Source organism: Chromobacterium sp. INPA-IVC (assembly GCF_059047085.1).
In genome coordinates this window covers 63,326-87,172 of record NZ_JBTNLS010000003.1, presented here as the reverse complement: position 1 = coordinate 87,172, position 23,847 = coordinate 63,326, and the positions used below count along the sequence as shown (strand labels likewise).

Annotated in this window: 25 protein-coding genes; 16 read left to right on the top strand and 9 right to left on the bottom strand. The window is 62.7% G+C overall.

Features of this window, described 5'->3' with window-relative positions:
* The first annotated feature begins 90 nt into the window (after positions 1 to 90).
* The 12 genes from ACX17K_RS05830 (at position 91) to ACX17K_RS05775 (ending at position 12,777) form a co-directional block, all read left to right on the top strand.
* Positions 91 to 651, top strand: a complete 561-nt coding sequence (locus tag ACX17K_RS05830; RefSeq protein WP_493774070.1) for a toxin co-regulated pilus biosynthesis Q family protein — start codon at positions 91 to 93, stop codon at positions 649 to 651.
* A 17-nt stretch (positions 652 to 668) separates the two neighbouring features.
* Entirely contained in the window at positions 669 to 2,258 is a 1,590-nt protein-coding gene (gene pilN, locus ACX17K_RS05825) for a PilN family type IVB pilus formation outer membrane protein (RefSeq protein ID WP_493774069.1), read from the top strand.
* Position 2,259: 1 nt separating this feature from the next.
* Entirely contained in the window at positions 2,260 to 3,540 is a 1,281-nt protein-coding gene (gene pilO2 / locus ACX17K_RS05820; RefSeq protein ID WP_493774068.1) for a type 4b pilus protein PilO2, read from the top strand.
* Positions 3,530 to 3,925, top strand: coding sequence for a hypothetical protein (locus tag ACX17K_RS05815; protein WP_493774067.1), 396 nt, complete (start codon positions 3,530 to 3,532; stop codon positions 3,923 to 3,925). Before pilO2 ends, ACX17K_RS05815 begins: the two co-directional genes overlap by 11 nt.
* A 115-nt stretch (positions 3,926 to 4,040) precedes the next feature.
* Positions 4,041 to 5,690: a GspE/PulE family protein gene (locus tag ACX17K_RS05810; protein WP_493774066.1), complete on the top strand. Its 1,650-nt coding sequence runs from the start codon at positions 4,041 to 4,043 to the stop codon at positions 5,688 to 5,690.
* A gap of 46 nt (positions 5,691 to 5,736) precedes the next feature.
* Positions 5,737 to 6,837, top strand: coding sequence for a type II secretion system F family protein (locus tag ACX17K_RS05805; protein ID WP_493774065.1), 1,101 nt, complete (start codon positions 5,737 to 5,739; stop codon positions 6,835 to 6,837).
* Positions 6,838 to 6,913: 76 nt separating this feature from the next.
* On the top strand, positions 6,914 to 7,489 hold the full coding sequence (locus ACX17K_RS05800; RefSeq protein WP_493774064.1) for a type 4 pilus major pilin: 576 nt from the start codon (positions 6,914 to 6,916) through the stop codon (positions 7,487 to 7,489).
* A 51-nt stretch (positions 7,490 to 7,540) separates the two neighbouring features.
* Positions 7,541 to 8,485, top strand: coding sequence for an ATPase, T2SS/T4P/T4SS family (locus ACX17K_RS05795; protein WP_493774063.1), 945 nt, complete (start codon positions 7,541 to 7,543; stop codon positions 8,483 to 8,485).
* Positions 8,485 to 9,906, top strand: coding sequence for a shufflon system plasmid conjugative transfer pilus tip adhesin PilV (pilV, locus tag ACX17K_RS05790; protein WP_493774062.1), 1,422 nt, complete (start codon positions 8,485 to 8,487; stop codon positions 9,904 to 9,906). Before ACX17K_RS05795 ends, pilV begins: the two co-directional genes overlap by 1 nt.
* A gap of 781 nt (positions 9,907 to 10,687) precedes the next feature.
* Positions 10,688 to 11,011 (top strand): hypothetical protein, encoded by a 324-nt coding sequence (locus tag ACX17K_RS05785; protein WP_166440451.1) that lies wholly within the window; start codon positions 10,688 to 10,690, stop codon positions 11,009 to 11,011.
* Positions 11,012 to 11,552: 541 nt separating this feature from the next.
* Complete coding sequence (locus tag ACX17K_RS05780; protein ID WP_493774061.1) at positions 11,553 to 12,065, top strand: hypothetical protein; 513 nt, start codon at positions 11,553 to 11,555, stop codon at positions 12,063 to 12,065.
* A 31-nt stretch (positions 12,066 to 12,096) separates the two neighbouring features.
* A complete protein-coding gene (locus ACX17K_RS05775; protein ID WP_493774060.1) occupies positions 12,097 to 12,777 on the top strand; it encodes a hypothetical protein in 681 nt (226 codons plus the stop codon).
* 66 nt (positions 12,778 to 12,843) lie between these two features.
* Here ACX17K_RS05775 and ACX17K_RS05770 read toward each other — a convergent pair whose 3' ends face one another.
* Complete coding sequence (locus ACX17K_RS05770) at positions 12,844 to 13,776, bottom strand: prepilin peptidase (RefSeq protein ID WP_493774059.1); 933 nt, start codon at positions 13,774 to 13,776, stop codon at positions 12,844 to 12,846.
* Between the two features lie 151 nt (positions 13,777 to 13,927).
* Between ACX17K_RS05770 and ACX17K_RS05765 the strand changes: the two genes are divergently transcribed.
* The 4 genes from ACX17K_RS05765 to ACX17K_RS05750 all read left to right on the top strand — a co-directional run bounded on the left by ACX17K_RS05765 (position 13,928) and on the right by ACX17K_RS05750 (position 17,224).
* Positions 13,928 to 14,755 (top strand): hypothetical protein, encoded by an 828-nt coding sequence (locus ACX17K_RS05765; RefSeq protein ID WP_493774058.1) that lies wholly within the window; start codon positions 13,928 to 13,930, stop codon positions 14,753 to 14,755.
* A gap of 60 nt (positions 14,756 to 14,815) precedes the next feature.
* Entirely contained in the window at positions 14,816 to 15,562 is a 747-nt protein-coding gene (locus ACX17K_RS05760) for a bactofilin family protein (protein ID WP_493774057.1), read from the top strand.
* A 69-nt stretch (positions 15,563 to 15,631) separates the two neighbouring features.
* Entirely contained in the window at positions 15,632 to 16,012 is a 381-nt protein-coding gene (locus ACX17K_RS05755) for a hypothetical protein (protein ID WP_493774056.1), read from the top strand.
* 15 nt (positions 16,013 to 16,027) lie between these two features.
* A complete protein-coding gene (locus ACX17K_RS05750) occupies positions 16,028 to 17,224 on the top strand; it encodes an ArdC-like ssDNA-binding domain-containing protein (RefSeq protein ID WP_493774055.1) in 1,197 nt (398 codons plus the stop codon).
* A gap of 210 nt (positions 17,225 to 17,434) precedes the next feature.
* On the opposite strand, the gene ACX17K_RS05745 is transcribed toward ACX17K_RS05750, so the two are convergent.
* The 8 genes from ACX17K_RS05745 to ACX17K_RS05710 form a co-directional block, all read right to left on the bottom strand.
* A complete protein-coding gene (locus tag ACX17K_RS05745) occupies positions 17,435 to 17,863 on the bottom strand; it encodes a hypothetical protein (protein ID WP_493774054.1) in 429 nt (142 codons plus the stop codon).
* A gap of 55 nt (positions 17,864 to 17,918) precedes the next feature.
* Positions 17,919 to 18,632, bottom strand: coding sequence for a hypothetical protein (locus ACX17K_RS05740; protein WP_493774053.1), 714 nt, complete (start codon positions 18,630 to 18,632; stop codon positions 17,919 to 17,921).
* On the bottom strand, positions 18,589 to 19,185 hold the full coding sequence (locus ACX17K_RS05735; RefSeq protein ID WP_493774052.1) for a type III secretion apparatus protein OrgA/MxiK: 597 nt from the start codon (positions 19,183 to 19,185) through the stop codon (positions 18,589 to 18,591). Before ACX17K_RS05735 ends, ACX17K_RS05740 begins: the two co-directional genes overlap by 44 nt.
* Positions 19,178 to 19,924: an EscJ/YscJ/HrcJ family type III secretion inner membrane ring protein gene (locus tag ACX17K_RS05730; protein WP_493774051.1), complete on the bottom strand. Its 747-nt coding sequence runs from the start codon at positions 19,922 to 19,924 to the stop codon at positions 19,178 to 19,180. The genes ACX17K_RS05735 and ACX17K_RS05730 overlap by 8 nt, the downstream gene beginning before the upstream one ends.
* Entirely contained in the window at positions 19,921 to 20,223 is a 303-nt protein-coding gene (gene sctI / locus ACX17K_RS05725) for a type III secretion system inner rod subunit SctI (RefSeq protein ID WP_493774050.1), read from the bottom strand. The genes ACX17K_RS05730 and sctI overlap by 4 nt, the downstream gene beginning before the upstream one ends.
* A 42-nt stretch (positions 20,224 to 20,265) precedes the next feature.
* Positions 20,266 to 20,490 (bottom strand): type III secretion system needle complex protein, encoded by a 225-nt coding sequence (locus ACX17K_RS05720; RefSeq protein WP_324769786.1) that lies wholly within the window; start codon positions 20,488 to 20,490, stop codon positions 20,266 to 20,268.
* Between the two features lie 17 nt (positions 20,491 to 20,507).
* The gene (locus ACX17K_RS05715; protein ID WP_493774049.1) at positions 20,508 to 21,686 is read right to left on the bottom strand and encodes a PrgH/EprH family type III secretion apparatus protein; all 1,179 of its coding nucleotides are present in this window, start codon (positions 21,684 to 21,686) and stop codon (positions 20,508 to 20,510) included.
* Between the two features lie 141 nt (positions 21,687 to 21,827).
* Positions 21,828 to 23,489, bottom strand: coding sequence for a HilA/EilA family virulence transcriptional regulator (locus ACX17K_RS05710; protein ID WP_493774048.1), 1,662 nt, complete (start codon positions 23,487 to 23,489; stop codon positions 21,828 to 21,830).
* Positions 23,490 to 23,847 lie beyond the last annotated feature (358 nt).

The window sequence follows — 23,847 nt, the reverse complement described above, 5'->3', positions numbered from 1 at the left end:
ATTGTGTTGATCTGCGCATGATCTTATTTGACTGGCATCTATAAAATGTTTGATATAATATTCACTAAAGTGAACTATTAGGGTTCGGCTGTGAAGAAGAAATTATTGCTGACGACGTTTGTTCTGATGCACGCGGTCCAGGCGCGCGCTGGATTTCTGTACTTGGGCGGCGATACCGGTTTGCAGCCTCCTGGCGCGGGTTTGGCCGGCGGAGCCGAGATCAAGGCGCCGTCGCTTCCGCCGGCCGTGGCGGCACCGCCAGCGGCGCCAATGCCAGCGCCAATGACGGTGCCAATGACGGTGCCCGTAGCGGCGCCGTCCGTGTCGCCGCCGCCCATAACGACGGCAATGCCGCCCGCAACGACGGCAACGGCAGTCGAAGGAGCCGCCGCCAGTCGCGTCGTGCTGCGCTTGCAGCCTGGGGCGGGCAGAGTTTCCGCCGCGCTGCGCGACTTCGCCAAGATCAATGGCTGGGTTCTTGCCTGGGAGTTGGATCGCGATTTTCCGATCGACTATCCCGCGACTTTCAGCGGCTCTTTTCTCGATGTGATCGAGCAGGTGGCCAGGTCGCTGCAGAACACGGACTCGCCGGTTCGGGTCAAGGTCTACGAAGCGAACAAGGTCATTCGCGTGCTTCAAGCCGCACGATGAGGGGATGTATGAGGAATATGCTTGTTGTCGCGTGCTGCTCGGTCATGGCGGCCGGCTGCGGCACGCCGGGCCTGTTGCAGAGCACGGATGAGCGCATCGGCGACGTGCAGGACGCATCGCGCAAGGCCGGCGCGGAGTTGGCGTATCCGGCGGCGGAACTGGTGGAGCGGAATGGCGGGGCCTGGCTTGCCCATCGCTCGGTCGTGATGGATGAGGCGGACGCGTTGCCGGCCCGCTTCGAGGAGCCGGCCAGCTTCGCATCCGGCAGGGCATTGCCGCTGTCGCTGCTGCTTGAGCAGATCGCCAAGGAGCAGGGCGTCGTCATCCGTCTGGCGCGCGATATTTTCAGCGCCGGGGCGGCGAAGCAGACCGGCGCCGCGCCGCCGGCGGCCGCGATGCCGGCGCTGCAGCCGGGTTTGGGCGGATTGCCGCTGCCCGCCGCGACTGGCGGCGATGGAGAGCCCAGGGCGCAAGTGAATTACAGCGGCAGCCTGCGCGGCTTGCTGGATGCCGTGGCCAATCGTACCGGCACCTACTGGGTTTACCGCGGCGGGGCGGTCAAATTCTCTCGCTTGCTTACCAGGACTTTTCAGATCAAGACCATGCCGGGCACGTCCAGCTATGTGGCCAAGGTGGGCAAGAGTTCTCAGAGCAGCACTGGCGGGGGCGGCTCCGCTGGCGGTTCCAGCCTGAATTTCGGCTCGGACTCGTCGGTCAGCATGAATTCGGAAATGAAATACTGGGACCGGCTCAGCGATACGGTCAACAGCATGCTGTCGCCGCTTGGGCGGGCGGTGTCGTCCGAGATGACCAGCTCCATCACGGTGACCGATTCGGCCGACGTCATTGAGCGCGTGAGCCGTTACGTCGATGGAGAAAACGCGGTGCTGGGACGGCAAGTCAGCTTGTCGGTGCAAGTGTTTTCGATCCGCCTGACCCGCGATTCGGCGGCCGGCATCGATTGGGATCTGGTGTATCGCGCCGCGCAAAGCGGCTGGGGCAGCTCGTTCCGGATGGCGGGCAATTCGGATACTAGCCAAGGCGTGTTCGGCATCACGATGGATTCCGGGCAGTTCAAGGGATCGAAAATCCTGTTGCAGGCGCTGAGCCAGCAAGGACGCGTCAGCACGGTGGTCAATACCAATGTCGTCACGCTTAATAATCAGCCGGCGCCGGTGGCGGTCACCAGCAACCGCGGCTATCTGGCCCGGGTGACCAGCACGCCCGGCACCAACGGTTCCGCGCCCAGCGTCGGGCTGGAGCCGGGCCTGATCTCGACCGGCTTCGTCATGAATTTGCTGCCGACCTTGTTGAACAACAGCAGCGTCATGCTGCAGGTTCAGATCGATCTGTCCGAGCTGATGGGGATCGATGAGGTCAAGTCCGGAGACAACCTGATCCAGACGCCGAATACCTCGTCGGTGCAGACGATGCAGCGCGCGGCGCTGAAGTCTGGACAGACGCTGATCCTGAGCGGGTTCCGCCAGGCCAGGAACAATACGCGGCGCAAGGGGGTGATTGCGTACGAGGGCGGCACGAAGACCGCCTCGCAGAGCGATGAGGAAGTCATTGTGGTCATCTCGCCGCAATTGACCGAGGGCGTGTGAGGTGTCCCGGCTGCTGTTCGGCAATCTGGTCGTCGAGGTCCAGTGGGAAGCGCTGCTTGGGCTGAGCAAGGAAGCGGACGAGATCCGCGAACTATCCTCTCGTCGTGGGACCAAGCAGTTCCTGGTTCTGCGCAATCAGCTGGGTCCGCATGTGGCGGGTTTGGCCGATTTGCCCGGCAATGTGCGCAAAACGGCGTATTTCGCTCTGGCCGGCCTGCTCCGGGAAATGTCGGACGATGACAACATTCTCTTCCTGCATACCGATCCGGAGGATGCGGAAAGCCTGATTTTCATCGCCATACATGAGGGCAAGCCGACACATGACCGCGTGGTTTCCCGCGACGAGGCCATCGCCGCGGCCAGGCAGTTCATCCAGGAGGTCGGGACCGGGGTCACCATACTGGGCGATGTGTCCGAAGGTCCGTTGGTGGCGACCAGGCTGCTCGATCTCGAGCATATCGTCAGCGCGCTGTCCGATGAGGATAAGGCGGCTTCACGCTTCCGGCCCCTGCCTGGCGGCGGCCGCTGGGCGGTCGCTCTGTTGTTGCTGGCCCTGGCGGGCATGGGCTGCGGCGCCTGGTGGTGGACCCAGGAGCAAGAGCGCGAACGGCAGGCGAGCCTGGCGATGCTGCAGGCGGCCAGCCCAGATCCGGTGGCGATCTATCGCGGCCAGATGGAAAAAGCCTGGCAGGGACTTCCGCTGCGACATGGAGTGGGGTATGCCCGGGCGATGCAGGCCGTTGTCCAGCAATTGCCGTTGTCGGCGGGCGGATGGCGGCTCAGTCGCATGTCTTGCCAGAACGGTGTTTGCGCGCTGGCTTGGCTGCGCGGGATCGGGGGCACGTTCGAAACCTTGCTTGCGCAGCGCCGCAATGTCCGTTTTCAGGACATGAACACCGCGGAGGAGAGCCTGGATTTCGCTCCGCCGGCCGGCGCCCCCGCGATTGAGGCGATGGAAGCCTCGCAGTTCTATCTGAAGGCTGGCGTGCGGATGCAGATGCTGGATGACTACGGAAAATCCTTCTCGGGCGAAAGCCGGCTGCAGGTGGCCTTGAACAAGATAGAGCCCCTGGTGCCGGTGCCGCCGGAGCTAAAGAGCCGGGCAAGCCAGATTCGGCCGCTGGGCAAGGGGAACTGGATGCTGCAAGGCCATCTGGCGTTTCTGGATTCCTTGCCGGGCCTGATGGAGAAAGCCAACAACATGACGATAGATCAACTCGCAGTGACGATAGATGACAAGAATCCCGCGTTTTCGGCAAAGGGGACGTTCTATGTCCGCTAATCCGCTGAAATGGCTGGCGCTCGCCGGGTTGGCGCTGGCTTTGCCCGCGGCGGCGGAAACCGTAGACAGTTTCGCCAGAGGGGCGCTGTCGTCGAGCGGCGGCATGCCGCCGCTGCCCGCAGCGGGAGCGGCGCCGGCATTGCCAGGACCGGGGGGGGAGGCTGCGGCGCAGCCGTTCGATCTGATGTTCATCCAGAGCCGGGGCAAGGTGCGCAAGGCCTATATCGTGGTGGGCGGCAAGTACGGCCGGGCAGTCCAGGCCGGCGACATGTTGCAGGAGTGGAAGATCGCGGCGGTGGGCGAAGACTATGTCGACATGTCGCGCCGAGGGAAGCGGACGCGTTTGCTGATGGATGCCGGCGCGGCGATCTCGGAGCCGCGCTGAACGCGGGAAGGAGCGGATCGTGGAAGTATGGAAATGGTTGACTGGAGCGCCGCGGCGGGATGAGGGCGCGGAGCGCAGGGCGCATGCCCGGAATGCGTCGAGAGGGGCGAGAGCCATGCCGGCGAGCCCGATCGCCCAGCTAAAGCTGGAGGCTATCCGGCATCAGGGATGGCGGCAGGAGAGCGAACTGATATTGCCCGGCCATGAGAACGACGCGATGGTGCTGGTCGCGGCCAAGGCGAAGCAATACATCCTGCTGCTGGAGGATGCGGCGTATCGCCAGTTGCGGCACAGCGATCTGCTGCAGCGCTTCGACGCCGGGGTGCGCGGCCGGACCCGTTTCGCTTGTCTCGGCATCTTTGTCGGCAGCATGGAGGAGATCCTGCTGGTTCACTCCCAGCTGCAGCAGCATGGGATGGAAACCGGGCTGAGGGGAGGGGACGCCAAGACCGGCGGCTATCGGAATTTCGACATGGTGATTGAGAAGGCGATCGATCTGCGCGCCACGGACATCCATTTCGAGTTTCGCGACAGCGGCCTGGTCCAGGTGCGTTATCGCATCCACGGCAAGTTGAGGGACAGCGATCCCAAGGATAAATTGCTGCGCGATTTCAACGCGATGATGGACGCGGTTTCCACCGCCTACAATTCCCGCGCCGATTCCAGCAGCCGCAGCCACAACCATTTCGATGAAAACAAGCATCAGAGCTGCTCCATCAGCCTGGCTATCCAGGGGCGCAACTACCAGTTGCGCTTCCAGAGCATCCGGGAAAACCGCGGCGTCGACATTGTCCTGCGGATACTGCTGAACGAGGCGGTGGAGAAGGACATCATGAGCCTGGCCGAACTGGGTTATTCGCCGGACCAGGTCGAGGCGCTGGAGGACGCGGTGTTCCGTTCGCCCGGACTGACCATCATCGCCGGCGAGACCGGCTCGGGCAAAACCACCACCTTGCGCACGTTGATGACTTACGAGCGCCATTCCGGCAAGAAGTTTTTCTCCATCGAGGATCCGGTCGAATATATCCAGCCGCATGTGACGCAAATCCCCATCCAGCGCAAGGCGGAGGACAGCCGCAAGGATGGCAGCGAGACCGCCTTCGGCGCGGCCTCCAAGGTTTTGCTGCGCGGCGATCCGGACAAGGTGATGGGCGGCGAGATCCGCGACGTGGAAACCGGCTCGTTCGCCAAGGCCATGACCCAGACCGGCCATCAGGTATTGTCCACCGTCCACGCCGCCAGCGCGTTCGGCATCATTCCGCGCCTGAGCGACGACGAGGTCGGCATGCCGATCCACGCGCTGGCGGCGCCGGATTTCCTGACCGCGCTGGTTTATCAAAAGCTGGTTCCGGTGCTGTGCCCGGCATGCAGCCAGCCGGCGGCAAGCTGCCTGGATGAGCCATATCTGCGCACCATCGCCGATCTGGGCATCGATATCGCGGCGGTGAGGGTGGAGGGGGCGGGGTGTCCCGAGTGCCGGCACCTGGGCAGCATGGGACAGACCGTGGTCGCCGAGGTGTGCGAAGTGACCGAGGAAATGTTGCCGCTGATCCGGGAAGGACGGTTCTGGGAGGCGGAGAGGCGCTGGCGCGCCCTGAGCAACGGCCGCCTGGACGATTCGACGATGCTGGGAAAGACCGCGATGGAGCATGCGCTTTACAAGATGTCGCTGGGTCTGCTGGACCCTCGCGATGTGGAGTCGGCGTTCCGCAAACTCAAGAAGTACCGCCCGCTGACGCCGGCGGAGAAAACGGAATGCGCATGAGCCGGTTTCGCGGAGCAGGGCCGGGCGAGGCGAGGAGGAGCCAGTCATGCTGGATTTGCTGAAACGGTTTTTCGGCATCGCTCCCGCGGACGAGTCGAAATACGCCGGCCTGGCCAAGGCGCGGCGGAAGTTTCTGAAGCTGCGCGCCAAGTTCTACGGCGATCTGGCGGACTCGATCGAAGACGGCGCCAATCCCTATGAGTTGTTTTCCCACAAATACGCGCTGGCGCGCGAACGCGGCAATCCGATGGCGCCCTTGTTCGCCTATTGGCGCCAGCGGGCGGCGTCGATGAATCTACGCGGCACCTGGGAGGGAACGGTTCCGGCGGACGATCTGATGGTGATCGGTTCCGGCGAGCGCGGCGATCTGCCGGAGGCGCTGCGCTTCCTGGCCAGGGTGGTGAAAATCAGGGAGGGCAACGCCAAGGCCATCAAGATGGCGGTGGCGTTGCCGATTTTCCTGCTGATTCTGATGAGCGGGGTGCAGCTGGGGGTGGCCATCGGCATGATGCCCATCATGGAGCAGATCATGCCCGCCGAGCGCTTTCCATTCATTGGCAAGGTGCTGTACTACCTGTCGGCGGCGATACGCGATTTCTGGTTTCTGATCTACGGCTTGCCGGTATTGCTGGGTTTCGCCTACTTCTGGTCGCTGCCGCGCTGGACCGGCTCGCTGCGCAATCGGCTGGATCGCCACCTGCCGTACTCCGTGTATCGGGATTTGAAGGCCAGCGAGTTTCTGGTGTCGCTTGCGGCGCTGTCGCAAGCCAATACCGCGGTGTTCGACGCGGTGATGTTGCTGGAGCGCGGCGCCACGCCATGGATGCGCTGGCATTTGGCGCGCATCCGGATTTCGCTGACCGCCAATCGCAGCATTTTGAAAGCGATGGATACCGGGTTGTTCTCCGAGGAGATTTTCGACCGCTTGTCGGAATATTCCGAGCGCAGCAATTTCGAAGACGGCATCCGCAAGATAGGGCTTGGCACGATTGAGGAGATCGCCGAGGCGATAGGCGAGCGCTCGGCCATCATGCGCAATGCGCTGGTGGTGATGGTGGGCGGATTCATCCTGTTGACCATCGCCGGCATGATGATGACGGCGCTGGAGGCGGGCAATCAGATTCAACAAATGACCACTGGAGGGTGATTCATTCAGCCCAGAAAATTAAATATTTATTATCGTTACTATTTTAATTAACTCTAAGTAATCATGGGAGACACTCATGCATGCATTGCCCATACAAACCATGGCCGTCAGGCGCGGCTCGCTCAAACGCCAGGCCGGCATAGACCTGATCCAGTTGTCGGTCGCTGTCGGCATCATCGCCTTCATTCTGGCAGTCGGCTTTCTGGTGGTGCCGACGGTGATGACCAATATCAAGGTCAATTCGGAAACCTCGGACATCCAGCAAGCGGTTTCCAACGCCCTGCGCGTGTTCGGCAGCGGCGCGGACAGCAGTGGCTTGACGACCGATGTGGCGGTCAGCCTCAAGCTGTCGCCGCCGGATCGCATCAGTGGAAAAAACATACTGAACCGCTTCGGCGGCACGGTCGATTGGGGCCACGGCGACGTCTTCGGCAACGATGACGGTTTGATCATTACGTCGAAAGGCTATTCCGCGGAAGCCTGCGCCAAGCTGGTGCCCAATGTGCAGGCGCTGTTTGCCAGGATCAAGATCGGCGGCACTCCGGTGAAGGACACCTTTAGTGGCAAGGCGCTGAGTGTGAGCAGCCTGGGCACGGCGTGTAATCCCGGTGACGGCAAGACTGCTGATATCGAGTTCGCGTTCACCAAATGACAAGCGGCGCCCGGCGGATGCGGGGCGCCGGCGAGAGTATCCGGATACATGATGCAAGAGATGATTACCGACGTTCAGTTGCATGTGCGCGACTGGCAGTCCAGTGTGCTGTTTCCCGGGCAGATCCGGCCGGCGGACGAGCACAGGGCTTTCCTGCAGGGCATGGCGGAAGCGGTTTTGGCCGAGCAGAGGCAGATGGAGCAGCGCTCTGGTTTCACCGTGACCGTTGGCGGCGCGCGCTGGCGCGTTCAGCGCATGCAGCCATTCCGTTACGCGTGCCGCAAGGTGATGGGGCAGGCGCCCAAGCTGAATGAGTTGGGCCTGCTGGAATGCCATATGCGGATGATGCAGTCGGACGAGTTGAAAAAGAGCGGCGGGCTGGTGCTGTTTTCGGGCCTGACGGGTTCGGGCAAGACCACCACGCTGAATGCGATGCTGGTGTCCCGGCTCGAGAAGTTCGGCGGTTTCGCCCAGACCGTGGAGGATCCGGTGGAGATCGTCATCGAGGGTTGGCATGGCGAGGGCTATTGCACTCAGATCGACGTGACGGATAGTCCGGCGGGGCAGGAAATCAGCTTCGACCGCCGTTTCGCCGAGGCGATCACCACGTCCTTGCGCTCCTTCCCCGCTCGGGAACGTTCGATGCTGATGATAGGAGAGGTGCGCGATCCGCATAGCGCGGCCGAGTTGCTGCGAATCGCGGTGGACGGCCACTTGGTCTTGTCCACCATACACTCGCGCGACATTCCCACCGCGCTGAGCCGGCTGGCTTCGCTGGCGCGGGCCGGCGGCGAGATCCAGGCCGACAAATTCATCGCCGACTCCTTGCGCATGGTGTTTCACCAGCGTCTGGACAGCGGCATTCCGCAAGTCAGTTCGCTGGATGTGCGCGAGCGCAGGGACCTTTACCAGTTCCTGAGCAAGGGCGAATACGCGCGCCTGGAGGGAGAAGTGGACATCCAGCGGCGCATGAATGTTCAGAACAGGGGGAACTGATGCGCAGGAAGCAGGCAGGGGAGTTGCTGATCAGCCTGGCGATCGCCGTGACCTTGATAGGCATGTGCCTGGCGTATCTGGGAGTGCGGCAGGTGAACGACTGGCGGGAAAGCCGCGGCCGGCAACTGGGCGGCGCGCTGGCGGGATTGGCCAGGGGGGTGAACAGCTACGTCGTGCAGTATCACCCCACGATTGTACAGGCCCTGTTTGCTTCCGGCCCGCCCATTCCCTTGATCGATAATGGCGTGCTGATCGCCCGCGATGCGGCGAAGCCCACGGTTCAGGAGATCGCCAAGTTCGCCGGCATGAGCGGTTTCGGCGACAAGCCGCCGCTGACCGGCGGCAACTATCAGATCGTGCTGAGCAAGGGTAGCCAGTGTTCGGCCCCGGAAACCTGCAATATCGATGCTTTGACCTATGTCGACAAACCGTTGCTGCTGCCGTATCCGTCGGTTTCGGACAAGGCTGACTATGTGGCGGCCGCCACCGCGGTGCAGACGATAGGGGCCAATGGCGGGATGTCGATGCTGCAGAACAGCCAGTGGCTGACGTTTCCAGACAATAACGGGGGGCAGGTCGCTCGGATCGTGAACAGAGCCCAGGGACAGCCGGCTGGCATCATCGCCGTGCGCGGCGGTTATCTGCGTTCGGACATGGACCAATTTTTGAGGCGCGACGGCAGCCGGCCGATGACCGGCAATCTGGATATGGGGGGCGGCAACATAGGCGCAGCCAAGGACATCGTGGGGACGGGCTCGCTGACGATGTATGGGAATGCGATCGCCGCCGGCAGCATGTTGGCTTTCCAGAACATCACCGCAGGAGCGGATTTGTCTGCCGGCGGCAACCTGACGGTGGAGAAGCAGGCGACGATGAAAGGCGAGCTCATCGCCAAGGAGCGGCTGACTGCCAATAAGTACCTGCAATTGGGAGGCGACTCCAGAGCGGTGATCGGGGCGGATTGCTCGCCGAACGGCCTGGTGGGGCGCGATGAGGATGGCTTGATCCTGTCATGCCAGAGGTTGAAATGGGCGCCGGGCGGTTTTTCGCAAACCAAGCCCGCGGTGGCCGATGTCGAGTCCTGCGGCAAGCATTCGGTCCGTCCGCCCAGGGGCGACAACGGCAATCCGTCTATCGCCTATTGCGAGGAGGGGGCCAGGCTGGTGGCGGGCGGCTACTATCTGACTGGCTGGCCCAATCAGAATCAAGAGGATCCCTATATCAAATATACCCTGGCTCCGGAGGAGAGCGCGCCGCTGGCCTTTTACACGATACCGCGCGCCGAGTATCCGCAGGGTTACAAGTCCCGCAATGACGAGCGTCCGCTGCCGCGCGACAAGTTGAATCGGGAGGGCTGGTATATCTGGACCGGGGGCGCGGAGTCGGGCTGCTGGAAGGCTGTAGCCATGTGTACCAAATAAATATGGCCAGGGCGTGGCAACCGGCTGCGCCCTGCGCCGTTTTGCTTCTTCTTGATCCAAGGCCCGCTGGTCTGAGGCTGCGGCTCCCTCCGTGCGTTCGCGCGCCTTCCTTCTCGCTGCAGCCATGGCCGCCGCCGGGCCGCCTTTGTCGCACCTTGGCGCATACCATGAGTAAATTTGATGACTATGTCTTGAGGCGCTGAGCAATCCAGATGGGCATGGCGGATCGGGCGCGCATTCTCGATCGCCAAGGCCGCGCATCCAAGCTGTGCTTATGGGCGATGACTTTCGCATGCGGCGGCTTCGTCGGCCCGTCGTCAGGCGAGGCGCCGGTTGGCAGGGCGGGCCATGCCATTATCCAGGATGAATGAGCATTAAAATACCGGGTCGGCGCACTTGTGCGGCAATGCGATGTTTCACGTCTGGCAAGCATTGGAGAGCGTGGATTTGCGTGGAAAATCACCGTTTTGCATGAGCGTTATTTAGCGTTTTTTTAATAAAAAGTTGTGTTAAAGTATGTATCTTAATAAATTATTAATTGGATTTGGCATTGCCGTTGACATGCTTTTCCGTATTGAAGCTTGCAGCATGTATTGATTGAGCGTTCCGGCGGCGGTCCCCCTGTTGGGTGTCAAGGCGGTTTTGGGCGATTGGATCAGGGTGACGAGTTGGGAATGGGTGTGAAGCGGATGATGATGCGTGTCGTTTTGTCTGGCATATGCTCTGGTGTGTTGGCTGAGACTTCCTTGGATAGGGCTGGAAGGGTTGATAGAGGTTTGGTATGAAAAAAATTCAAGCGGTGCTGAAGGACATTGCGCAAAAATCCCTGCTGCTGGCTAGCTTGATCGATGAGGCGATTCGGGTCGGCGCGCTGACCCAGGAGCGGGCCAATGATCTTGTTCAAGGATTGAGCGTCAGGGGACAGCTGGCTGATAGTCTGGAAACCATGCTGCATTGGTGTGCGGATGATGTCGGCGATCCAGCCGTGATTGAGGAGTTTCAGGAACTTGCAGTCTGCATGCGCGACTATTTGTTCTGGGTGGAAGATACGGTGTGCCAAATCCGGGTTGCCTTGAGGAGCGCCGCTGACTGCGTCGAGCGGTAGAAACACCCGGAGCTCATGCATTTGGACCTGCGGCGGCAACGCCGGCGGATTCGACCGAAGGCGGTTGGCGGGCGGTTATTTCGCCTTGAGGGCGAACGGGCTGGAAACGAGGCATTGTTGAATGCTTCTTGAGTGGATAGTCGCAGTCATTCCTTACCTTTCCTGTAGACTTCGTTTTTCCGATGATACTAAATCAATATTTTTGTTTTTTTTACCTTGAGTTTGGCATGTCAGGCTGTTTGCCTTGGTGGTGGTTGCCCAGGGGCGAGCTGGGTGTTTTTATGCCTGTTGATTGTCTGACAATGGTGGTTTGTGTTTCTGGCTGCGCGGCGGAGCGGCTGGCAGCGTACCGTTTAAAAATGCGGATAACCCGGACATGGAGGAGGCTCATGTATGAGCGGTGTAGTCGTTGGCGTTCGTGGAAATGAATTTTTGTGACCTTGTGGTACACTCTAGTAGTAATGAAACTAAAAGAAACTGTAACCTCCGGGCTGCGCCAAGAGGCAGGGTCACTCATGGTAACTGAGTGAGGGGAAAAGACATGTACGATGACGGACGCGTATTTTTGGTTGCGGGCTATTGGGCAAAACTTAAGAAAGCGTTCTCGGCGGCTTCTGTGTATGTCATTGCGGACACTGCGACCGTCGCATCCAGTTTGGCAAAGCGTTGCATGCCGCAGTTTCAGCCGGCGGGTGTGATGAGTCTGGCCGAAGTGCGTCGATATGTAAATTACATGAATCGGATCGCCGCCGGCGACGAGGCTTGCCTGATGCAGGAGGGGGTGGCTTTTGACGATGACGGCCGCCTGCCCGCGGAGCGGGTTTTTGTTGTTGTCGGGTTTTCCAAGACCCATGCGCCGGACCGGAATCCCGTGGTCAATTTCGTGGCTGCGCGCAGTGAGGCTGAGGCGGCGGTTCTGCAGCAGGGCGCGATGCCTAGTCTTTCCGTTTCTGGCGTGGTGGATTTGGCCAGATTGACGGAGTTGTTGTACCGAATGGAGAGGGTCGCAACTGGAGAGGTGCCGGCACTAAAAGAACATGGTGTCATTCGGTAATGATCGGGTCTATCGCAAAAAGGTGTGACAGATGTCTACGGTGAACATCCCGGTGTATGAGCGTCAACTTGCGGCGGTATTGCCGGAGGAGTTGCAGGCTTGCTACTTCAAGGGCGAGGTGCCTGAGTCGATGCGGCAACGGTTTGATGAGTGGAAGGCCGGCGCTTTTCTTGACGGAGCGCCGCCGGCTTCCATGACGGAAAGCAATGTCGCGAAGTTTTTCCTGAGGGCGGAGGCGCTCGGAGCGCGGGATGCGTTGGGCGCCGTGGCGTTGTCCGTGCTGTTTCCCATGAGCAACGCGCCCATCACCGCGCTGGATGCCGCCGCGGTGAGGCGCGCTGCGGTTGCCGGCCACGCTCAACTGGCGCGAGAGCTGGTGGATATGGCCATCCATCCCGCCGATGTCGCGCCGGCCAGCCGCCAGCCGCCGGCCGCGGACCGACGCCTAGCCGAACAGGCGCAGCCTGAGGCGGAGAGCATTGACCGCAATTTGCTGGACTTTTTCCAAATGCGAGGCAATGCCAAGTACCGCAAGGACTTGATGATTAATGTCGCGCTGGAGGAAGCTCACGGCGCCAGGGGGTTGGCCGAGCGGGTGGAGCGGCGCATCGGCGTCCTGGCCGAGCCGGAGCGGGGGTGGGTGCGGCGTTTGCTGGACGGCGAGCCCCCCGCCGACGTCATGAAGGATGCGCGACGCGCCAAGGCGTCTTAGATCCGAGTGATGGTTTCGCCGGGCGATGGCCCTTGGGGCCATCCGGCGCAGTGTCAAGACTGGCTGCTAGCCCTGTCCCAAGGCTGTCTTCAAATACCAGGCGGCGATTTCTTTTCCCCAGAGCAGCGCTACCGCGGCCGCGCCGATGAGGTAGGGGCCGAATGGTTGCGGCGCATGGCCGTCAATCTTCCGCAGCGCGATCAGCGCGCCGCCGGCCAGCGCGCTGCTGATGGCGCCCAGCCCGACAATCAGCGGCAGTTGCTGCCATCCTAGCCAGGCTCCCAAGCCTGCGACCAGCTTGATATCTCCGGCGCCGAGTCCGTCCCGTCCCGTGCATAGGCGGAACGCGGCGGCGATCGTCCGCATCAGCAGATATCCGGCCATCGCGCCGACTACTCCGTCTTGCAGTGGAATGAATAGATGAAAGAGGTTGGCGGCTAGACCCAGCCACAGCAATGGTTGAGTCAGCGCGTCTGGTAACAGTCGGGCGTCAAGATCAATCAGCGCCAGCGCGGACAGCAGGAACAGAAAAACCAGGCAGGCGATGGCGATGGGATGGGGGCCTAGCCGCCAGCCTATTCCAAAGAAGGCTAGGCCGATGCCGAGCTCGACCAGGGGGTAGCGCAAGCTGATCTTGGCGGCGCAGCCGGCGCAACGTCCGCGAAGCAGCAAGTAGCCAAGCAGAGGAATCAGCGTCCATCCCGCCAGCGGGGCATTGCAGGCGGGGCAGTGAGAGCGCGGGCGGGATAGGGTCAGCGTTTCAAGAGGCGGCATCGGCTGGCCCGCGGCTTCGGCGCATTCGCGTCTCCAGGCGGACTCCATCATTCTGGGGAGCCGGTAAGCCAGCACATTCAAGAAGCTTCCAAGCAGCAAGCCCAAGACCAGCAGCGCGGCGGCGAACTGAGCGGCGAGTGAGGCGTTCAGGCTGAGCCAGGAAAATAGCCCTGTCAGCGCGATGCTCGCGCTTCCGATGAGGAGCGCGCTTTTCCGGTCGATCATGTGTTTCTGGCTTTCTTTCGGACAAGGTTTGTCAGTGGGCGGGGGGCACGCAATTTTTGCAATCCATCAACATAAAGTTTGATTTAGTACCTACTTCAATATAACATATTTCCGGCATTGACCTATGTGACGAGGTGTCGGAATGAGTGGAATGCATGATTTTGGCGATGCGGAAAGCCTGGCCTTGGATAGGGAGGAGCCTGGTTTTGCCGATGAGCGCTCCGCCGCGCGTGATGCATGGCGGCAATCTTTGCCGCACCAGGACTTCAGGATGGAGGAAAGGCCCGCGCACCCGCTGCCGGAGGGCAAGCCTAAGCGCGATATTCGGCGCGTGGCGGTGCTGGCGCTGATCGCATGGCTTGTGCTCATCCTGCTGGGATTGCTGTTATGGCAGAGGTTTTTGAGTCCGCAGCCGATTGTCGAGCCGCTGGCCGCTACCGTGGCGCCTGTTGGCCGTCCGGCGACGCCGGCGCCGCGACAGAACGTTGCGAAAATTGGCGCGGCATCCGCGGCGGCCGGGCGTGCGGCGCCGCCAATGCTTGCCGCGCGGACCAATGCTTCCGCCCCGCTTGCCGCGCAGCAGCCTGCAACGGCGCCGGATGCGTCGGCGTCCGCTCCATCCGGGCGGAAATCCGCGGCGCCGGCGCTTGACGCCAGGGCCATCAACGCGAAGTCCTCGCCCCCGGAGGAGACGCTGGCGGCCAAGGTCGCCAGGCTGGAAGCGGAGGTGAAAGCGTTGACGGCTCGCAGCCGGCCGGAGAGCGCGCGTAAGCCGGTTGCCGCCGGACATGGACGGAAGACGCGGGATTTGAACGTGCTGGGCATGTCCTCCACATCGGTGTGGGTGACGCAGCCGGATGGCCGCGCCACTGAATTACAGGTAGGCGATCGCTTCAGGAGCGGCGAAGTGATCCAGCGCATAGACCAGCAAGCGCAGGTGATCGAAACGGATCATGGCCGCTACAAGGTCAACTTCTAGCCAGCGGCGCAGGCTGGATGACGGCAGCGCCATTGGGCGCGGATATGAAAGGATGAAGTCATGCGAAAGTTTTTCGCGAAAATGCTGCTGGGCAGCGACGCGCTCAGCAAACTCGACTCTATCGAACAGTCGGAAGCGCTGCAGGTGGTGGCGGGCAGCCAGCCTGAGGAGGCGATCAGCGACACGCTCAAGGGCAGTTCGCCCACCATCACGCGCGAGCAGATCCGCTCGCTGATCGAGATCGACATGGAGATCCATGGCGACATCTTCATCGGCCGCGGCGTCAAGGTGTCGGGTCGGATCATCGGCAGCCTGATTCCCAATGGGGCGGTCAAGGAATGCGATCCCATCGTCATCGTCAGTCAGGGGGGCGACATCAACGGCGATTTGCATGCCCGCGTCGTGGTCGTGGCCGGCAACCTGGATGGGGATATCTACGCCGACCATGTGTTGCTGATGCCGACTGCCCAAGTCTGCGGCACGGTCAACTATCGACATACCTTGCGCCAGGATATCGGGTCCGCCTTGTCCGGAATGGTAAGGCGGGTCGAGCATATCGCGATGCTGGACCATCCGCCGCATCCTTGCGATATGGGCCGGCGCGCGTTGCCGGGCGACGGAGCGGCGCAGGGCGCGGACATCCCGATTTTGACGATGGAGCGCGAACCGGCGGCCGCGCCGGTTTCGGCGGCGGTCTCGACATTGGCCGCGACGCAGAATACGGCGGAGATCGAAAGGCTTTACCGCGGCCTGGATGTGGAGCGTGAAAACACGGCGGGCCTGCGTTCCTTGGCTGTCGGCGCCTGATGGACGCCGAATCGCATCGCTCGCGGGCGAGGCAGGTTTTTCATTTGAATGGTGAGATCGGGAGTGGCGATGGATGCGCAAGGTTTTCCTCGGCGGATACCGGCGGATGCATTGTCGGCAGCGGAGGCTGGCAGGCTGGGCCTGGATGCGCCTTTGCCGCCGGAGGCGAGCGACGATGAGGAAGATGCCCGGTGGGCCTGCCTGCCTTTTCTGAAGCTGGCGATCGAGCGCTTGTGCATCATGCAGTTGTTGGCCGAAGACCATGAGGTCGCATTTTCCCCCTTGGGCGGGGATGGCCTAGTGGCGATCCGCGCCATGGCGGCGTCGGCTGCGGATCCTGTGTTTGCCCAGGCCGCGGCGGCCTATCTGGGAAGCCTGGCCACGCTGGCCTCGATGATGGGGCGAGGGGAGACGGGCCTGCATCAGTCGATCAGCGGCTTGTATCTGTAGGGAAGAGGGGATTTCATGAGTCTGCGGCGAAGCGGACGGCGCGATTATTTGAGCGAGGCTTCGGAAAGGGTGTCCCGGTATTTGGATGCGCTGCGCCCAGGCTGCGCTGTCGTGCCCGGGCGTCATTTCAATCCGCTGTCGGGAACGGTTTATCAAGGCATCAATCATTTGTTGTTGAGCGCCGCCTTGCCGGCGCAGAGCGCCGATCCCCGCTGGCTGACGTTGAAGCAGATAGACGACTTGCGGCAACGGTTTGGCGAAATCAGGCTCGCTAACGGCGCGCAGGCCGCGTTGGCGGTGTTCGCGCTGCCAGTGACGCGCGCGGGGGCCATGCCTGGCGATGAAGCCGTATACGTGCTGAAAGGTTGTTCATTGTTTAATGGCGCGCAAATCATGGGTTTGCCGCCGCTGGCGCCTCTGCCGGATTACGATCGGGAGGCCGGAGGCGGCGGCGTTTGCTTGACGGAAGCTGTATTGAGAGAGCTGGGGTGGGCGGATGAGCGGAATGCCTTCCCGGCCCTTGCCCGTCATTGCCTGGGAGAGAAGGAATTGGATGAGGGTGCCGAGTTGCTGCGGCGGATGGCCGCGGCCATGCTGAGTTGGCTGCCTGGGTTGTTTGGAGGGATGCCGGAGCGGCGAGTGCCTGGCGCGGCGCGGGCGGAAGAGCCATTGGCAGTCTTTCGCGCGGCGCATGCGGTGGAACGAATGAGGGCCTGGCTTGGCCAGCGCTCGCCGGCGGCATCGGCATTCGAGCGAGCGGGCGACGAGTTTGTGAAGGCGAATCTGCTGGCCGATCCGTCGGCGGCGGAGTGGCGGCCCGCGACGGCTGCGGCTGCTGCCCAGTCCGCGGCGCGGCGCGGCGCGCTGTGGATGGACGTGTCCCTGCTGACTGTCGCGGAGTCGACGCAGTTGACCGCTGGACATTTCGGCAGTCAGGAACTCTTGCCTGAAACCGAAGCCGAGCTGTATGACCGCTTCCAGGCCTGGGCGCGGCAGTCCATTCAGGCGGGCGTTCATGATGACTTGCCCATTACCGCGCGCGAGCTGTTCGGCTGGTTTCTCTCCGAAGAGGAGGGCATGGTTCGGGATCTGCTGCAGCTGGATGACGCGCGGCGGCGGCAGCGGCGCGCGGCCATGGCCATCGATATGGCTGTCCCCGGCCTCGCCGTCGCGGTTGCGGGGCGGCCGGCCGAGGTTCCGATGCCGCGTTGAACGGCCCGCCATTTTTATCCCTTGAGCCGGAGAGCCTTGCCTCAGGCGCGGGATTCAGCTGTGTCAGCCGCCTGAAGGGCGGCTGTGTTTTTTGCGGCGATCCGGAGGCCCCGATGCCGCCCCTCCCGCCGGCGGCCGCATCCGATTGCGCCAGGATATCCCGCGGCGGTTCCGTTGCAGTCCGCCGAGCGCAGTTTGACCGCTCCCGGGTCACCAGTCGCTGAATTCCGGCGGAGTGCCATCCGACAACAGAACTTCCTGCATCCACTGGTTCACTTGCGATTGCAGATTGCTGGCGCCCAGCATGACCCCGGTCAGCGGCTTGTAAAGAGAGGAGGCGTCGCCGATTTCATTCTGGATGTGCTGGAGCACGGCTTTTTGCTGGGCCAGGGTGGCAAATGCGCGGGCGTCGCCCTGAGGGGTCTTGAAATCGCGCAACTGCCGCGCGATGGCGGCGATATAGGCTTTGCGGTCCGCCTGCGAGTCCGATGCCGGCGCCGGCAGCTGTTTCAATGCCGCCAGCAAGGCTTGCGCCTGCGCGGCGTCTCCGGGCGCGAGCGCGCTTTCCTGCGCGGCGGCGGTTTGTTGGGCTTGGGCTGCGCGCAAGTATAGCGGGACGATGGAATCCGCGGCGCTCATGCCGAGCGTCTGCGTGTCGGGAATCCGGTTTGGCGCGGGTGTGATCATGGCGTGTTTAGTTTTCCGTTGACGGGGTGGCGGGGAGCGTCGCGGCCAGCGGCTCCAGCCGTTGCCGCAATTGCCGCTGCAATTGCTCCAGAGCGGCGGCGGACAACTGGCGGCAGTCTTGCTGCAAACCGTTCAGGCTTTGAAGCAACTGGCGGCTCGCCGGCTCCAGATAGTGTTCTGGGGAGAATTCCGCCGCTTGATCGGCGCACCGCATGATGAAACGGTCATCGTCGTGGTGGTCGATCTGGATGACGCCATGCCAGCGCTCCGCCAGCAGTGCCATCAGCGCGCCTTGCCGCGGGCGGGCGGTTTTGGGCAGCCGCAAGTACAGCGTGGCTTCCGGCGCGGCGGGCGGCTGGCTTTTCAGCCATTCGTCCAGCAGCAGCAGCAAGGTGTCAGGGTGGTCGACAGCGGCGGCCAGCATGGCGCGCGCCTGCTGCTCCAGATGTCCGCGCCATCGTTCGGCCAGGGCCTGGCTGTCGGCCAGCGCGGCGGCTATCTGATCCAGCGCCGTCAGCATGCCCTGTTGGTAGCCGTCGCTATAGGCATGGCTGCGAATGGCGTCGGCCTGATTTTGAGCTTCCCGCAGCAATTGGCTGGCGCGTTGGCGCGCCTGACGCTCCAGCTTGTGGGCGCGGCGGATGCGTTCCAGCTGGCCGCGGCGGATCAGCACGCCCTCAATGGCTGTCTGCGGGCGGAAGATGGGGGTGTCGCTGGGCATATTGCAGAGCCAATGTCAGTAGCAGGACGTCGGGCGCGCCGGACGCGGCCGGCATGCCATCGATGGCGGGAGGAAACGCGAGCGCCAGCCGTTGGGAGAGCGCCGCTGGCAACTCCCCCTTCCAGGCCTGCAGGCGGCTGTAGCCGGCGCGCAGCAAATCGTTGTGGGCAACGGGACGGGACGGCGCGACGCCGCCTGACGGAGCCAGCGGCATGGCGGCGAAACCTTGGGCCCAGACGGGCAGGCGCAGCAGGCCGCCTTGCCAACCCAGAGCGGCGCGCAGCGCTTGGCAGCCGATCAGATACGCCGTTTGCGGCAGCCGCGGCCAATGGCGCAGGAACTGGCGGGTGGCGCTATTGAGCGGGCCGGTGGGCCAGTGACAATCCAGGCGATGGCCGCTGATCAGCATGTCGTTGACGATGGCGCGCTGCCGCGGGCTGTCCAGCGCGGCAGGCAGCCGCAACCGTTGCGGATGCAGATAGGACAGCGGGTCGAATAGAATGCTGCGCACTTGAGGGGGCAGCTCGGCGTCAATGCCGGAGCGCTCAGCCATGCCGAGCCTCCACGAGCGCCGTTTTGCCGCCTCGCCTGCCTTGGCGCAGCCAGAGCCAGGCGGCGACGGCGGCGAGCAAGCCCGAGGCGGCCAGGCCGGCCAGCAATATCGGCAGATTGTCCGGCCGGTTGGAGGATGGCTGGCCGGGCGGCTGCTGCTGGGCTTCGCTGCGGCGCGATAGCACCACCGAGATATTGTCGTATTCGACATCGGCGAAGCTGTTTTTCAGAAACCGCTTGATGTTGTTGATCATTGGTTCCGGTTCGATATCCCGGTCATAGCTTGCCAATACGGCAAGATGAATGGGCTGGGGCGGCCGGCCGTCTTCCCCGGCATTCAGGTCATAGCTGACGTGGACGCGGGCGGACAGGATGCCATCCATGGTCTGCAGCGACTGCTCCAGCCGCTGTTCTATGGCGGAATACAGCCTGGCCTTCTCCGCGCGCGGCGAGGAAACCAGCGAGTCGGCCGGGAACATTTGCGCCACTTCCATGCGGGGGCGGGAGGGCAGGTCGTAGGTTTTCAGCCAGTCTACCGCGGCGGCGAAGTCGGACGGCGCCACGGCGATGCTGAAGCCGCTCTTGCCCTTGTCCTGCTTGTCCGCTTCGATATTGTGGCGCTGCAGCACGGCGATGACTTCATTGGCCTGCTGCTGGTCCAAACCCTTCAGCAAGTCCTTTTGCTGGCAGCCTGCCAGCAGCAGCGCCAGCAGCGCGGCTTTCAGGCAGGCGCGCATCATGAGCGCAGCAGGCTTTCCACCACGCCCACCCCTTTGCGGGCGAGGGTGCTGAGCATGGAGACTTCCAGATTGTAGTTGGAGCTGCGTTGCTGCAATTGGAACAGTTCGGCCGGATCGCTCAAGGCTTCGGGCTGATCCAGCTTTTGCATGATGGCGGCTTTCTCGGAGCCGGTGGCGACCGCCGATTCGGCGAAAGCGTGGATCATGCGGTCTTCAAGCGATACGGTTTGCTGCGCGGTCTGGCTGATGTCGCTGACCTGGAGGGCCTGGCGCGACTGAGCGGCGGAAATGGGAATCATCTTGGAGTCCAGGTTGGCGCCGGCGCCTTGCCGGCGCGGCGATTAACGGAAGTTCTGGATAATGGCGGCGTCAATGTCCTTGAAAGCCTTGACCACGTTGGATTGGGCGTTGCGGTACAGGTTGTATTCCGACAAGGCGCTTTGATATTTGGCCAGCAGCGACGGATCGGATGGCGACGCGACGAGGGCATCCAGCGCGGATTGGACGGTGGCTTGCAGGCCGGTAGTGTCAAATTGGGCGGATCGGTCGGTGATATAAAATCCCACGGAATGTTTCCTTGTTGTCAGAGCGGTTTGGGAAAGTACCAGTGGCCAGCGTCCAGCTTGACGTAGCCCTGGTCGCCGTACTTGAAGGACTTGCCCTTGAGCCAGTCATCCTTCAATTCGATGGCGAACTGCACATAGCGGCCGCCCCATTGGCGGTAATAGCGGTCGACGAACTGGCGCGCGCGCTGCAGTTCGTCATCGCCCAGCGAACCTGAGATGGCGAAGACGACGCTGCTTGGGTTGTCCTGGCGGCGGAAGGGCAAGGCCAGCCGCTGAAGCCCGGCTTCCGCTTCGCGCGCGGCGGCGGCGTCGTCCATCGGGATGACTTCCACCTTGTCGGCGTAAGGCAGGCGCTCGACCAGCCGGGCAGCCAGGCGCATTTTGTCTTCGGCGCTCAGCGCGGCGCGCTGCAGGCTGATCCAGAGCTGGGGGTGGCGCGGATCATTCAGTTGCAGGCAGTAATAAGCAAGATCCGGGTAAGTCGCTGCCAGCCAGCGGCCGATGCGCTCGTTTTCGCGCAAGGGGGTAATGACTTCAGACGCGCGGGGGGCGTCGCCGCGCAGCAGGGCTTGCCGCGCCCAGGCGGTGTCCCTTTCGTTGGTGGCCGAGACGTAAAAGCGGCCATCCTGTCCGGGCAGTATCTGAAAGCGCTGAGGATCGTTGCCCAGCAGCGCCGACAGCTCAGTTGTCTTGTGTTGAGAACTATCCTGCCATTGCTCGTAGCTGCTGAAGCCCAGCGCCGCCGCGGCCAGCAACGCCAGCAGGGCGGGAATGGCCAGCCAGCGGTTGCGGCGGCGCGGCGGCTTCGTTGCCCGGATATCTGTCTGGCGTGGATTGAGCACTTCCGGCAGCCAGGACTGGTCCTGAGGGCGCAACGCCAGCTCCAGCGCGCCCACCCGGATGATCTGATTGAAGCCAGCCGGATATTCGGCCACCTCGTCCTGGCCCAGCTCGCGGATTCGCGCATCCTCATCGATGAGGATCTCGAAATTGACGCCGCCGTCGGCCAGCGGCACGTACAGCGTGTCTCCTGGCAACTCCGGCAATTGGTGGGGCTCGGCCAGGGCTTCGCTGGGGCCTACCAGAAACAGCGTCCTGCCGGGGCGCAACAAAAACTCGCAGCCGCGCAAGGCGCTGTTGAGCAGGCGCACGACAATGGCGGCCGTCTCGGATGGGTGGTTGTCTTCTGCAAGCATGGTGTTCTTATTCAAGGCTGCTGGGCGAGTCGATATCGGCCGCCACTGTATGCGCGCGGGCTGTGCCATTCCTGATGAAAAACCGATCAGATTCGGCGCGGCGGATCAGATTCGCATCCGAATCTTGTCGGCTTAGTGGGCTCACGCTGCCGCCGACATCTGCGGCGCGAACAGTTCCGCCAGCCGCGGGTCGTGCCGCCATGCCGGCAGCCAGGGGTAGCGTCCGGCCTGCAACTGCCCCCACAGCAGCAGCGCCGCCTCGCGGCCGTCGCGCGCCAGCACCAGCGGCAGCAGGCTGGCCCGCACATGGCGGCTGTCGATCTGCAGCGCCTGCAGCGGGGCGCGGTCGCCGGTGCTGGCATATTCCACGCTGCAACGGTTAAGCATCAGCAGGCCGGCTTCTTCGCCCGCGGCGCGCACGGCATGAATGAGCTCCAGCGCTTCGGCATGCTGCTGCTGCTGCGACAAGATCAAGGCCAGCAGGCTTTGCAGCACCGGATGGTCCTGGCCGTAACGGCGCAACTGGCTCTTGCCCAGCGCGACGGCGTCGCCGAGGCGGTTCTGGCAAAAGGTCAGCCACAGCTTGAGGATGCTGGCCGCGATGCGGGAAGGATCGCGTTCCAGGCTGGCGTCCAGCGCGTTCTGGGCCTGGTTCAGCCGGCCGGATAAAAACAGATGCCAGGCGTGGTGGCAGTGCACTTCCACCGATTGCGGCGCCAGCAGCCGCGCCTGCTCGAACAGCGCGTCGGCCAGCGCATGCTCGCCGCGCAAGCTGCCCAGCAAGGCCAGCAGCCCAAGCGTCTGAGGATGGGCGGCGTCCAGCTCCACCGCCTTGTCGACTGCCTGTCTGGCTTGCTCCAGCGCCAGCTCCTGATCGAACAGGCTCAGTTGCGCCAAGGCCAGATAACATTCGGCCAGAGCGCGCCAGGATGGCGCGTGGCCGGGCGCGCTCTCCACGCACCGATGCAGCTGGCCCAGCGCGCGCAGCAGGCTGGATGGCGTGTGCTGCCGCAATTCGTGAATGGCGTTCAGGTAGGGGATGGCGGTGTCGGCGGCGTCCAGCTCGCCAACCCGGCTGACGCGCAGGCCGGGGATGCGCTGCGCCAGCAGATTGTTCAGCCTGGCTTGCAGCGCCGCCGGGTGCAAGCCGGATAGCGAGATGCTTTCGTGATGAACCAGCTGGTGGCCGCGGGAGCGGATCAGCTCCACCCGCAAGATACAGGCTTCGCCCGCGCCTTGGGTTTGGCCGGCCAGGTAGTAGTCGGGAGCGAGCTGCTCCAGCAGCGTGTGGATATCGCCGATGGCATGGCAATGCCGGGTCAGCGTGGCCGGCAGCACGCAGAGGCCGTAAGGCGCGTAGCGCGCCAGATTCTGCACCAGCGCGCCATGCAGCGCCTGGGCATCCAGCTGGCTTTCCATGCGGAAGGGCAGCACCGCGACCGAGGCGCTTGTCGCCGGCACGCTGTGCTGGGTCACCATGGCCACGGGGCGGCAAAAACGGTAGCCCTTGCCGTAGACGGTGTCGATGTAGCGCTGCTCCTTGCTCTCCAGCAGGATGCGGCGCAAAGCGTAGATGCAGCGAGTCAGCGACTCTTCGTTGACGTCGTCATCGGGCCATACCCTGTCCAGCAGCTCATCCTTGCTCACCAGCTCGCCGGCGGCTTCCAGCAGCACGGTGAGCACCGCCAGCTCTTTGGGCGGGATGCCCAGCTGTCGCTCGCCATGGATCAGCATGCCGTCGAAATGCAGGATGAAGTCGCCGAAGACGAACTGCCGGTTCATGAAGCCATCGTTGTTCATCATCTCTCTATCCTTTGCGGCAGGCCAGAGCTACAGGGTCTCACGGCGCATTGATAATTTGTTCGTTATGATATGTATCATATCAAACATATTATCAGCTGGCTTGGCGACTTGACAACGGAATTTTTACTATCCGGTTTGTCACGCCTGTAGGGATGGGGCCGGCTCGTCCTTGATGGTGGAGGTGTGAGCTGTTTCTGCAAGTATGGCTGGCGATTGTGGTTTAGCTTTTTTGGTTACGCGTGTGCCTCTTGAGCGTTTAGAGCATGCGCAGAGCCTTTTCCACTTTGTTTGACTAGTATTGCTAACCATCCATGGCATTTGGATTCAGTGCAGTTTGTGTTGGCTAGACTTGGTTTAT